Raw genomic sequence first — 11,738 nt, 5'->3', positions numbered from 1 at the left:
GTTGGAACCCCGTGCCGGTCAGGGCTTGGCACGGGATTCCAACCGAGCGGTCTTGAGAAGAAGTGCGCTAAACTTGAGCAAATTTGCAATATGCGAAACGCGAGACCGACCTCTCCCCTCGGCGTGGCCGGACTAGAGGGCGATCCGGGCAAATTGATTCAATTTGCTCGGCGAATCGCCCTCTAAATTCAAGAAAGAGAACGCGTTGCCCGATCAGCTTGCGATGCAAGCAGATCGGCGCGTGCTCTAGCCCATAGACACGAGAAAAGTCTAGCATGCACAACCGGAGCCGATGGCAGGAGACTGATCCAAAACGGATTGAAACCGCCCGCCTCCACATGCCGGAACCGGCCCTGGCCCGCATCCGGCCTGCCCTGCGGCGCGACGATGGACCGGCGACGCAGCGGGCGGCGAATCGCTCAGCACTGATTCGCGCTCCGGCTTGAGAACACGCGCTCGCGCTTGAGCCGGGCCCGCCCCCTGGGTGCTGCGGCCGAACCGGAAATCCTATGAAACGGCGCGCTTCCGTGCGGCTTGCCGCGAGAGTGCTCTTGCCGCGAGAGTGGTGGAGCCAGGCGGAATCGAACCGCCGACCTCTTGAATGCCATTCAAGCGCTCTCCCAACTGAGCTATGGCCCCACGCGGGGAAGCGTGGTCGCGTCCGGGACGGCGCCGACCGGAGCCGGTTCCGAATGCCGCACGCTTATGTGAGATTTGGTGGAGCCAGGCGGAATCGAACCGCCGACCTCTTGAATGCCATTCAAGCGCTCTCCCAACTGAGCTATGGCCCCACTAGGCCGCGGGCTGCGCGCAGGACGCTCCGTTGGGGGGAAGCGCCGGATCTGCGTGCCGGGAAATCCCGCGGCAGGTGCCCGGTGAACCCTGGTCTTGCAACCGGGCCCGCCGAGCGAGAGCGGCCTTTAAGCACAGGCCGCGCCGGGTATCAAGCCTCTTCGTCGTCCTCGAGGCCTTCACCGATGAGATCGGAGACGTCGTCCCCATCATCTTCATCTTCTTCAAGGAAGGTGTCGTCGTCACCGGCCTCGATGTCGTCGTCCACGTCAACGTCGTCGCCCACGACCACCTTGGCCGGGCCGGCGGATTCCTCATCCGCTTCCTCGAGGCTGATGACCTCGGCCTCGGTCTCCTCGCCATCCGCCTCCTCGGGGACGCCTCGGGGCTCGGCACGGCTCGACCCGCGGGCAGCGGGCTCGAAATAGGACCGCGGATAGGATTCCCCCGTGAACGGCGACACGATGGGGTCCTTGTTCAAATCGTAGAACTTGCGCCCCGTAACAGGACAGATGCGCTTGGTGCCGAGTTCAGCTTTCGCCACGGCCAAGATCCTCGGAAGGGCTCAACAGGAGCGTGCTCCATTGGCGCCTGACGTATCCCCTGTCAAGGCCCGATCATCAGTCAGGCGCGGGGCGGTGACGCCTCGCCGCGCCCTGTGCTAGAGCACGCGCCGGCCGGCTCGCATGCGCAGGCGGCCGGATCCGGCTCCGCATGGGCCGTCCTTTGAACAGAAACCATCGCCGAACAGCCGTTCCCCAGGGAACCGTCGCCGAAACGAGGCCCCCATGTCCGCCACCCGCAGCGCCGCTCCCGCCTCCGGTCACGGCGACGGCCCCGCCGAGCCCGCGACCGCCCGCCGCTCGCCGGCGCTCACCGGCCGCGTGCGCGTGCCGGGCGACAAGTCCGTGTCTCACCGCGCCCTGATCTTCGGCCTGTTCGCGGAGGGAATCACCCGCATCACCGGGCTGCTGGAAGGCGAGGACGTGCTGAACACCGCCAAGGCTTGCGCCGCGCTGGGCGCGCGGGTCACCCGCCGCGGTCCCGGCGACTGGGAGGTGGAGGGCGCCGGCGCCAACGGCCTGTCCACCCCCGCCGCCCCGCTGGATTTCGGCAATTCCGGTACCGGCGTGCGCCTGATGATGGGCGCGGTGGCCGGGCAGGACGTGACCGCCACCTTCGACGGCGACGCCAGCCTCAGGCGGCGCCCCATGAAACGCGTGCTGGACCCGCTCACCGCCATGGGGGTGGAGATCGTGGACAGCGCCGAGGGCGGGCGCCTGCCTCTGACCCTTCGGGGCAGTGCCGGCACGAAGGCCATCACCTACGAGACCCCGATGCCTTCGGCGCAGGTGAAGTCCGCCGTGCTGCTGGCCGGCCTCGGCGCCGCGGGCGAGACCGTGGTGATCGAGCGCGAGGCCACCCGCGACCACACCGAGCGCATGCTCGCCCATTTCGGCGCCGACGTGCGGGTGGAACCCCACGGCGCCCACGGCCGCCGCATCGCCCTGAAGGGCCGGCCCACCCTCGTGGCCGCCCCGGTGGACGTGCCGGCCGACCCCTCCTCCGCCGCCTTCCCGCTGGTGGCCGCGCTGATCGTGCCCGGCTCCGACGTGACCCTGACCGACGTGATGATGAACCCGCTGCGCACCGGCCTCATCACCACCCTCCTTGAAATGGGCGCCAGCATCGAGGTGGTGGCCGAGCGCACCGAGGGCGGCGAGCGTGTCGCCGACCTGCGGGTGCGCCATTCCCGCCTCAGGGGCGTGGAGGTGCCGCCCGAGCGCGCGCCGGCCATGATCGACGAATATCCCGTCCTCGCCGTGGCCGCCGCCTTCGCCGAGGGGGTGACCGCCATGCGCGGCCTCTCCGAGCTGCGGGTGAAGGAAAGCGACCGCCTCGCGGCGGTGGCGGACGGCCTTGCCGCCTGCGGCGTGGCCCACGAGGTTCAGGGCGACGACCTGCTCGTCACCGGTGCTGCCACGGTGAAGGGCGGCGGGCCGGTCGCCACCCACATGGACCACCGCATCGCCATGTCGTTCCTGGTGCTGGGCCTCGCCAGCGAGGAGGGCGTGAGCGTGGACGACGTGGCCTTCATCGCCACGTCCTTCCCCACCTTCATGCCCATGATGCGCGCCCTCGGCGCCGTCATCGCGTGAGAATGACGAAAGTGGTCATCGCCATCGACGGGCCGGCGGCCTCCGGCAAGGGCACGCTGGCCCGCAAGCTCGCCGCCCACTATGGCCTGCCGCACCTCGACACCGGCCTGCTCTACCGCGCCGTGGGGGCCATCGTGCTGGCCCAGGGGCGGCTCCAGGACGAGGCGGCCTCGGTGGAGGCGGCGCGGGGGCTGGACGTGACCGCGCTCGATCCCGAGGCCCTGCGCACGGCGGAACTGGGCGAGGCGGCCTCGGTGGTGGCGGCGCGCGGCAACGTGCGCGCGGCGCTGCTGGATCTCCAGCACCGATTCGCGGCGCAGCCCGGCGGCGCGGTGCTGGACGGGCGGGACATCGGCACCGTCATCTGTCCAAAGGCGCAGGCCAAGCTGTTCGTCACCGCCTCGCCGGAGGTGCGCGCCCAGCGGCGTCACCGCGAATTGCTCGGGCGCGGCGAGGACATCGCCTTTGCCGCGGTGCTCGCGGACATCCGCAAGCGCGACGAACGCGATTCGGCTCGCGCCGCCGCGCCGCTGGTGCAGGCGGAAGACGCGGTGCTGCTCGACACCTCCACCCTCGACATCCCCGCCGCCTTCGCCGCAGCCCTCGCCATCGTGGAGGCGCGGCGGGCGGGGCGGTGAAACGTCAGGCCTTCAACCGGTCGAAGGTGCGGGCCATTTCCTCGCGGCTCACATGGTCGATCATGGCGGCCTGGAACACGTCCGTGCCGGCGGCGAAGGCTGCCTCCGCATCGGGCCGCGCCAGGGCGATCCTGAGCGCTCCCACCAGATCGTAGAGCGCCCAGGGGTGGCCGGCGTCGCGCAGCGCCGATTGCAGCGCGCCCTGCACCAGCGCCCGCACCGTGCGATGGGATTCGGAGACCGGCACCTCGTCGGCCTCGCCCTCCAGCGCGGCGACGCAGGCCTCCTCGTTGAAGGAGACGTGGCCGCGGCAGGCCAGCGGGCGCACCGGATAGATCACGCAGATGCCTTCCACCAGGAACGGGCATTCCCGTCCCAGCGCCATGGTACCGGCGGTCTCGGGCGAGGCGGCGGACGCGGCGGCAAGGCGCGCGGGCAGGTCGATGCCCACCTTGCGGAAGCCCTCCGCCATGGCCCGCACATAGCGCGCCACCATCAGCACCTCGGGGGCGGTGGCCACCACCTGGATGCGGCAGCAGGTGCCGCAGCCCTTGCGGCAGGCCAGCGGCGGCAGGTCCCTGGTCTGCTCGGCCACATTGTGCTCGTAGCTGGAGAAGGCCTGCATCCAGAGGCGATCGAGAAGATCCGCCGCGCCCTTGTGGACGCCGAGGGTGCTGCCGAAGGCGGCATGCTGGGCCCGGAAGAACACGGCCGGCCCGGCCTCCCCGCCCGTCTCCTCCGACCGACTATCTGAAGCGATCGCCACCGCAAGCCTCCAAATATGCCATCCGCCCGCAACGGGCGCCGCGCCACGCTCCCCGAGACGGTGAGCCGGCGCATTGAGATGGAACAAGCTATGTTTCGTTGGATATAACGATCAACATAGGGAAACTGCGTAGGGGGCTTGGGGGGACGGTCACAAAGGGGAGCCCGCACCGGCGCGGCGCGGGCTCCCGGCCCATCAGAAGAAGGTGCCAACGACGCTGGTATGCTCCACCGACGGCGCGCTGGCGAAATGGGGGCTGGCGAGGCGGCGCCATTCCTGGAATTCGGGGGCGTTGCGGAAGTGGACCATGTGGTCCTCCACGCTGTCCCAGGTCACCACGAGATAATAGCGGCTGGGTGTCTCCACCGAGCGCTCGAGCGACAGGCCGCGGCAGCCGCGCGACTTCTGGAAGAAGGGGGCGGCTTCCTTCACCGCGGCCTCGAAAGCGGCTTCCGAACCTTCCTTGATGTCGAGCGTGGCGATCTCATAGACCATGATGTTTTCCTTCACAGCGGCGGCCCGTCCGCGCCGCCGCGGGGACATTAAGGCTTCGCCTTGTCGAGGCAAGATCGCCCGGCACCGGACCTTGCGCCCGCCAACACACTTGCCAATGGACTTGCCAAGCCGGGATGGAAGAGGCAAACCCGCACCATCATTGCGAAACACGAGCTTTGCCATGGCCCATTGGCTCTACAAGTCCGAACCCTTCAAATGGTCGTGGGACATGCAGGTGAAGGCCGGCGCCAAGGGCACCCACTGGGACGGGGTGCGCAACCACCTCGCCAAGCAGCAGCTCCTGGCCATGAAGAAAGGCGATCGGGGCTTCTTCTACCATTCCAACGAGGGCAAGGAGATCGTCGGCATCGTCGAGGTCATCAAGGAGGCCTATCCCGACCCCTCCGACCCCTCCGGCAAGTTCTTCATGGTGGACATCAAGGCGGTGAAGCCCTTGAAGACGCCGGTGACGCTCGCCGCCGTCAAGGCCGAGCCGCGGCTCCAGGAGATGGCCCTCATCAAGTTCTCCCGCCTCTCGGTGCAGCCGGTGAGCGACGAGGAATGGGATATCGTCTGCGGGATGGGCGGGGTGTGAGCTCCCCCATCGCCGATCCGCTCGCCTTCATCCGCGCCGAAACCCGCCTCAACCCGGTGCCGCTGGTGCCGGAAATCTCGCTCCATGTGGCCGACGAGGCCGTTCCCCTCTGGCAGCGCACCGAGGAGGAGCTGGGCGAGATGGGCCTGCCACCGCCGTTCTGGGCCTTCGCCTGGGCCGGCGGGCAGGCGCTGGCCCGCCATGTGCTCGACCATCCCGAAACGGTGGCGGGCCGGCAGGTGCTGGATTTCGCCTCCGGCTCGGGCCTCGTGGGCATCGCCGCCATGAAGGCGGGCGCGGCCGCCGTCACCTGCGCCGACATCGACCCCTTCGCCCGCGCCGCCATCGGCCTCAACGGGCAGGCGAACGGCGTTGTGCTCACCGCCACCGGCCATGACCTCATCGGCACCGACGCGGGCTGGGATACGGTGCTCGCCGGCGACATCGCCTATGAGAAGGACCTGTCCGCCCGGGTGTTCGACTGGCTTCTCGCCCTGTCGGCGCGCGGCGCCACCGTGCTCATCGGCGATCCCGGCCGCACCTATTTGCCAAAGGAGCGGCTGGAGCGCCTCACTGAATATAGCGTGCCGGTGACGCGGGAGCTGGAGGACATGGAGATCAAGCGCACCAGCGTCTGGCGCCCCAAAGGGGCGTAGATTGGGCGCCCTCAGCACGGCCCCTCCGGCTTGCTGCAGAAGGCCTTGTGCAGCGCCTCGATGATGTGGAGCACCTCCTCGCGGGCGATGCGGTAATAAACGCTCGTACCCTCCCGCCGCGCCTCCACCAGCCCGTCGGCGCGCAGGCGCATGAGCTGCTGCGACATGGGCACCTGCTCGATGCCCAGCTCGTCCCGCAATTGGCCCACCGATTTCTCCCCCCTCCCCAATGCGCACAGCACCAGAAGGCGCTGGGGATGGGAGAGGCTGCGCATCAGCTCGGCCGCCCGTTCCGAAGCGGGCATCATATCAACAACATTCATGATCTTGAATTTATGATATTTGAATGTTAACTGCAACCGAAGTGGCGCGGGCACGGGGCCGGCGCGTTTTCAAGGATCCAGGATAATGTCGGTTGATCGCGCCGTCATGCTGTTTGCCGGGTTCATGGTGCTCGCCTCCCTCGGCCTCGGCCTTTTCGTGTCGCCTTACTGGTTCTGGCTTACCGCCTTCGTGGGCGCGAACCTGATGCAGGCATCCGTCACCGGCTTCTGCCCGGCCGCCATGCTGCTCAAGAAGCTGGGCCTCAAGCCTGGCGTTGCCTTCTCCTGAGCCTGCGCCCGGCGCCGGCCGGGCCGAAGAGATCCAAGATGCACCTGCCCTCCCTCGCGGTTCTCGCCGCCCTCCTTGCCGCTCCCCTGGCCTCCTCCGCCGCAGGGGCGGAGGATTTCACCGTGCGCCTCGAACAGGTGCCGGAGCTGAAAGCCGTGTTCGGCGAGGTGGAAAGCCGCACCGTGGTGCCCGCCCGCGCCCGCATCGGCGGCACCATGCGGGCGGTCTCGGTCTCCGAGGGGAGCCAGGTGAAGGAAGGCGACGAGATCGCTTTGGTGGTGGACGACAAGCTCGCCCTCACCCTCAACGCCGCAGAGGCCAAGATCAAGGAGCTGAGGTCCCAGCTCGACAATGCCCGCATCGAGCTCGACCGCACCCAGCAGCTGGTGGCCAGGGGCGTCGCCAGCCAGAGCCGGCTGGACACGGTCAAGACCCAGTTCGACGTGGCCACCAACCAGGTCACCGCCGCCGAGGCCGACCGCGCCGTGGTGCTCCAGCGCGCGCGAGAGGGCGCGGTCCTCGCGCCGGCGGATGGGCGGGTGCTCACCGTTCCGGTGACGCCGGGCAGCGTGGTGCTGGCCGGCGACGAGATCGCCCGCATCGCCTCCGGCCCCTATTATCTGCGCCTCAGCCTGCCCGAGCGCCACGCCGCCGACATCCGCGAGGGCGGCACGGTGCGCATCGGCCGGCGCGGCATCACGCAGGATGCCGCCGGCACCCCCGCCGCCGCGCGACCCGGGCGCGTGGTGAAGGTCTATCCGGAGATCACCGCCGGTCGGGTCATGGCCGACGTGGAGGTGGACGGCCTCGGCGATTATTTCGTCAACGAACGCACCCTGGTATGGGTGGAGATCGGCCGCCGCGCGGTGCTCGCCATTCCCCCTGCCCTGGTCTCGACCCGCCACGGCATCGACTATGTGCGCGTGGTGACGCCGCGCGGCGCCCTCGACGTGCCCGTGGTGCTGGGCGCCCGCCTCACCGACGCCGCCGGGGAGCGGGTGGAGGTGCTCACCGGCCTTGCCGACGGCGACCAGATCCAGGCGCCGGGGCGCTGACATGACCCAGCAACCCAACCACCAGCCCCGTCCCCTCGGCCTCGCCGGCGTGCTGACGCGCGCCTTTATCGCCTCGCCGCTGACGCCGCTGCTGCTCATCGCCGCCTTCGCCTTCGGCCTCATCGCGCTCATCACCCTGCCGCGCGAGGAGGAACCGCAGATCTCCGTGCCCATGGTGGACATCTCCGTCTCGGCCCAGGGCCTGAAGGCGGAAGACGCGGTGAAGCTCGTCACCGAGCCGCTGGAGACCATCGTCAAGGCCATCGACGGGGTGGAGCACGTCTATTCCACCACCCAGGACGACGGCGTCATCGTCACCGCCCGCTTCCTCACCGGCACCAGCCCGGATGCCGCCATCCTGCGCGTGCACGAGAAGGTCCGCGCCAATCTCGACCGCATCCCGGTGGGCATCACCGAGCCGCTCATCGTCGGCCGCTCCATCGACGACGTGGCCATCCTGGTCCTCACCTTGACCCCGAAGCCGGAAGCCGCCGGGCGCTGGACCGCCAACGCCCTCACCCGCGTCGCCCGCGAACTTCAGGCGGACATCGCCAAGCTGCCGGACATCGGCCTCACCTACGTGGTGGGCGAGCAGCCGGAGGAGATCCGCGTCGCGCCCGATCCCGAGCGCCTGTCGCTCTACGGCATCACGCTGGCCCAGCTCGCCGGCAAGCTCGAAGGCGCCAACCGCACCTTCAATACCGGCACCGTGCGCGAGGCCGCATCCCAGCGCACCCTCGTCGCCGGCCAGACGCTCCAGACCCCCGCGGAGATCGGCAACATCCTCGTCACCGCCCGCGACGGCCGCCCGGTCTATGTGCGCGACGTGGCGCAGGTGACGCTGGCCACCGACACCGCCGAGAGCCGCGTCTTCCATGTGGCGAAGACGGCGGAGGGACTTGCCCGCCGCCCCGCCGTGTCGCTGGCCGTCGCCAAGCGGCCCGGCACCAATGCGGTGGTGATCGCCGAGCAGGTGCTGCGGCAGATCGAGGCCGCGCACGGGGGGATTTTGCCGGCGGACGTGGAGGTCGAGGTCACCCGCAATTACGGCGAGAGCGCCAACGAGAAGGCCAACGAGCTGCTGCTGCATCTCGGCCTCGCCACGGTGTCCATCGTGGTGCTGGTGGGCTTTGCCATCGGCCGGCGCGAGGCGCTGGTGGTGGCGGTGGTGATCCCCACCACCATCCTGCTCACCCTCTTCGCCGCCCGGCTCATGGGCTACACCCTCAACCGGGTGAGCCTGTTCGCGCTCATCTTCTCCATCGGCATCCTGGTGGACGACGCCATCGTCGTCATCGAGAACATCGCCCGCCACTGGGCCATGAAGGATGGCCGCACCCGCGCGCAGGCCGCCATTGATGCAGTGGCGGAGGTGGGCAACCCTACCATCGTGGCGACGCTCACCGTGGTGGCGGCGCTGCTGCCCATGCTGTTCGTGTCCGGCATGATGGGGCCGTACATGAGCCCCATCCCGGCCAATGCCTCGGCGGCCATGGTGTTCTCCTTCTTCGTGGCGGTGGTGCTCACCCCCTGGCTGATGCTGAAGCTCGCCGGCCGCGACACCGGCACCGCCGTCCATGCCGAGGCGGCGGACGGCGGGCGGCTGGGGCGCTTCTATCGCCGCGTGGCCGCGCCCATCCTCGCCTCGCGGGCGCGCTCGGGGGCCTTCCTCGCCGTGGTGGGGGTGGCGACACTGGCCTCGCTCAGCCTGTTCTACACCCACGGCGTGACGGTGAAGCTCCTGCCCTTCGACAACAAGACCGAGCTGGCCGTCATCCTGGACCTGCCCGCCGACACCTCGGTGGAGGCCACCAACCGCACCCTGCAGGACATGGTGAACGCGCTGGCGGACCTGCCGGAGGCGGTCGCGTTCCAGACCCATGCGGGCACGGCCGCGCCCTTCAATTTCAACGGGCTGGTGCGCCATTACGGTCTGCGGTCCGCACCCCGGCAGGGCGACATCGAGATCACCCTCCAGCCCAAGGGCGAGCGCAGCCGGGCGAGCCACGCCGTCGCCCTCGACGTGCGCGAGCGGCTCAAAGCCATCCCCCTGCCCGCCGGCAGCGCGCTGAAGGTGGTGGAGCCGCCCCCCGGCCCGCCGGTTCTGGCGACCCTGCTCGCCGAGATCTACGGCCCGGACCCGGACACCCGCCGCGCCGTCGCCCGCAAGGTGCGCCAGGCGTTCGAGAGCGTGCCCTATATCGTGGACGTGGACGACAGCTTCGGCACGCCGGGCGAGCGGGTGCGCCTTGCCATCGACCAGGACAATCTTGAATTCTACAAGGTCGAGCAGGCCGACGTTTACGACGCCATCCGCTCGGTCTTCACCGGGGCGACGCTAGGCTATTCCCATCGCGGCGGCGGGCGCGCGCCCATTCCCATCCGCCTTGCCTTGCCCAAGGGCGAGCAGGCGGTGGACCCGCGCACCCTCTCCACCCCGGTCCCGGCCAACGCCCTGCCCGGCGGGCGCGGCGTGGTGGAGCTGGGCGACGTGGTGCGGGTGGTGCGTGAGCCGGCCTCCTTCCCCATCTTCCGCCACAACGGCCGCGCCGCCGAAATGGTCTCCGCCGACCTCGCCGGGGCCTATGAGGCCCCCGTCTACGGCATGCTGGCGGTGTCGAAGGCGCTGGCGGCGGCGGATTTCGGCGACCTGCCGAGGCCCGACATCACCCTCCACGGCCAGCCCACCGACGAGAGCCGCCCGACCCTGCTGTGGGACGGGGAATGGGAGGTGACCTACGTGACCTTCCGCGACATGGGCGCGGCGTTCGGCGTGGCCATCCTCGGCATCTACATCCTGGTGGTGGCGCAGTTCGGCTCGTTCAGGCTGCCGCTGGTGATCCTGACGCCCATCCCGCTCACCTTCATCGGCATCATGGCGGGGCACTGGCTGTTCGGCGCGCCGTTCTCGGCCACCTCCATGATCGGCTTCATCGCGCTGGCGGGCATCATCGTGCGCAATTCCATCCTGCTGGTGGACTTCATCCGCCACGCTCGCGCACCGGGCCGCCCCCTCACCGACGTGCTGCTGGAGGCGGGCGCCATCCGCTTCAAGCCGATCCTGCTCACGGCGCTCGCGGCCATGATCGGGGCGGCGGTGATCCTCACCGATCCCATCTTCCAGGGCCTCGCCATCTCGCTGCTGTTCGGCCTCGCCTCCTCCACGGCCCTGACGGTGCTGGTCATTCCGGCCATCTACGTGGTGCTGCGGGGCGAGCGGAAGACAGCCTGAGGCGAGCCTGCGGTGGACAGATCGGGAGTGGCACGGATTTCGCGCGCCGGGGCGCTTGACAGCATGGGGGCCCAACTCATAAATGGCGCCTCCCATGGATCGGGGCCGTAGCTCAGATGGGAGAGCGCTGCAATCGCACTGCAGAGGTCAGGGGTTCGATTCCCCTCGGCTCCACCAGCCTGATCCTGGCCTGAAGTTTCCTTTTAAAAGCAGCATCTTACCGCATTGCATGATCGCGCTGCGTACCCCAGTTCGTACCCGTCGCGCGTACCCGCAATTGGCCCTCACGAATGCTCGCCCCTGAAAAAGATGGGGCCTTTGCCCCCCTCACCCCGCAGTCCCCACCACCCTCTGCACCGCCGACACATCCACCCTGCCTTGTCCGCGATGGCCTGAAGCTCGCGGCGCTGGTTCTCGGTGGTCTGTTCGGAGGTGGAGACGCGGAGATAAAGGGCGACGCGGCGGCGGGCTTTACAGGACACGACGGGCTCCACGGGCTGGCGATGATCTTCCCCCGAAACAGTGGACGGGGTTAAGAGCGCCTAACAAAACTTGGCGATGGCTCTGAAGCATATGATTGCGGCGGCGAGGACGCAGAATGCGCGGTAGAGATCGGCGTGGCGCTCGTATCGGATGGCGAGGCGCCGGAACTGGTTGATCCAGGCGAAGGTGCGCTCAACCACCCATCGGTGCTTGCCGAGGTGCTCAGAACTGTCGACGCCGCGGCGGGCGATACGG

13 protein-coding genes and 3 tRNA genes are annotated in these 11,738 nt (G+C 69.1%); 8 read left to right on the top strand and 8 right to left on the bottom strand.

All coding sequences use genetic code 11. The features are described from left to right. Nucleotides 1-563 precede the first annotated feature (563 nt). The 3 genes from K9U40_RS19790 to K9U40_RS19780 form a co-directional block, all read right to left on the bottom strand. Nucleotides 564-639 (bottom strand) — tRNA-Ala (locus K9U40_RS19790). A 76-nt stretch (nt 640-715) separates the two neighbouring features. Beyond that, a tRNA-Ala gene (locus K9U40_RS19785) sits at nt 716-791 on the bottom strand. Between the two features lie 152 nt (nt 792-943). Beyond that, entirely contained in the window at nt 944-1,336 is a 393-nt protein-coding gene (locus K9U40_RS19780; RefSeq protein ID WP_282891836.1) for a TIGR02300 family protein, read from the bottom strand. Between the two features lie 244 nt (nt 1,337-1,580). Here K9U40_RS19780 and aroA point away from each other — a divergent pair, with 244 nt between their 5' ends. Further along, entirely contained in the window at nt 1,581-2,951 is a 1,371-nt protein-coding gene (aroA, locus tag K9U40_RS19775) for a 3-phosphoshikimate 1-carboxyvinyltransferase (RefSeq protein WP_282891835.1), read from the top strand. An 11-nt stretch (nt 2,952-2,962) separates the two neighbouring features. After that, nucleotides 2,963-3,589: a (d)CMP kinase gene (cmk, locus tag K9U40_RS19770; RefSeq protein ID WP_282891837.1), complete on the top strand. Its 627-nt coding sequence runs from the start codon at nt 2,963-2,965 to the stop codon at nt 3,587-3,589. 4 nt (nt 3,590-3,593) lie between these two features. Here the strand turns inward: cmk and K9U40_RS19765 are convergent, their stop codons facing one another. Further along, on the bottom strand, nt 3,594-4,355 hold the full coding sequence (locus K9U40_RS19765; RefSeq protein ID WP_282891834.1) for a YkgJ family cysteine cluster protein: 762 nt from the start codon (nt 4,353-4,355) through the stop codon (nt 3,594-3,596). Nucleotides 4,356-4,550: 195 nt separating this feature from the next. After that, nucleotides 4,551-4,850, bottom strand: coding sequence for an antibiotic biosynthesis monooxygenase family protein (locus tag K9U40_RS19760; RefSeq protein WP_282891833.1), 300 nt, complete (start codon nt 4,848-4,850; stop codon nt 4,551-4,553). A gap of 181 nt (nt 4,851-5,031) precedes the next feature. On the opposite strand from K9U40_RS19760, the gene K9U40_RS19755 reads away from it, so the two are divergent. Both K9U40_RS19755 and K9U40_RS19750 read left to right on the top strand, forming a co-directional pair. Next, a complete protein-coding gene (locus K9U40_RS19755) occupies nt 5,032-5,445 on the top strand; it encodes an EVE domain-containing protein (protein WP_041575204.1) in 414 nt (137 codons plus the stop codon). Further along, nucleotides 5,412-6,101: a class I SAM-dependent methyltransferase gene (locus K9U40_RS19750; RefSeq protein ID WP_282891832.1), complete on the top strand. Its 690-nt coding sequence runs from the start codon at nt 5,412-5,414 to the stop codon at nt 6,099-6,101. The genes K9U40_RS19755 and K9U40_RS19750 overlap by 34 nt, the downstream gene beginning before the upstream one ends. Nucleotides 6,102-6,112: 11 nt before the next feature. Here K9U40_RS19750 and K9U40_RS19745 read toward each other — a convergent pair whose 3' ends face one another. Beyond that, nucleotides 6,113-6,409, bottom strand: coding sequence for an ArsR/SmtB family transcription factor (locus K9U40_RS19745; protein ID WP_349239446.1), 297 nt, complete (start codon nt 6,407-6,409; stop codon nt 6,113-6,115). Between the two features lie 100 nt (nt 6,410-6,509). Here K9U40_RS19745 and K9U40_RS19740 point away from each other — a divergent pair, with 100 nt between their 5' ends. From K9U40_RS19740 to K9U40_RS19725, 4 genes are all read left to right on the top strand, one after another. Next, nucleotides 6,510-6,713 (top strand): YgaP family membrane protein, encoded by a 204-nt coding sequence (locus K9U40_RS19740; RefSeq protein WP_282891830.1) that lies wholly within the window; start codon nt 6,510-6,512, stop codon nt 6,711-6,713. Between the two features lie 38 nt (nt 6,714-6,751). Then, nucleotides 6,752-7,768 (top strand): efflux RND transporter periplasmic adaptor subunit, encoded by a 1,017-nt coding sequence (locus K9U40_RS19735; protein ID WP_282891829.1) that lies wholly within the window; start codon nt 6,752-6,754, stop codon nt 7,766-7,768. Between the two features lies 1 nt (nt 7,769). After that, nucleotides 7,770-11,000 (top strand): efflux RND transporter permease subunit, encoded by a 3,231-nt coding sequence (locus tag K9U40_RS19730; protein ID WP_282891828.1) that lies wholly within the window; start codon nt 7,770-7,772, stop codon nt 10,998-11,000. Nucleotides 11,001-11,101: 101 nt separating this feature from the next. After that, nucleotides 11,102-11,177 (top strand) — tRNA-Ala (locus K9U40_RS19725). Between the two features lie 107 nt (nt 11,178-11,284). Here the strand turns inward: K9U40_RS19725 and K9U40_RS19720 are convergent. Both K9U40_RS19720 and K9U40_RS19715 read right to left on the bottom strand, forming a co-directional pair. Further along, complete coding sequence (locus K9U40_RS19720) at nt 11,285-11,482, bottom strand: recombinase family protein (RefSeq protein WP_282891827.1); 198 nt, start codon at nt 11,480-11,482, stop codon at nt 11,285-11,287. 60 nt (nt 11,483-11,542) lie between these two features. Continuing rightward, nucleotides 11,543-11,738: transposase (locus K9U40_RS19715; protein WP_282890830.1), on the bottom strand; the 196-nt coding region annotated here is incomplete at its 5' end.

Origin of the sequence: Xanthobacter autotrophicus, from assembly GCF_030015065.1 — a bacterium.
Classification (GTDB): domain Bacteria; phylum Pseudomonadota; class Alphaproteobacteria; order Rhizobiales; family Xanthobacteraceae; genus Xanthobacter; species Xanthobacter autotrophicus_D.
This window is presented reverse-complemented; position numbering and strand designations above follow the sequence as displayed.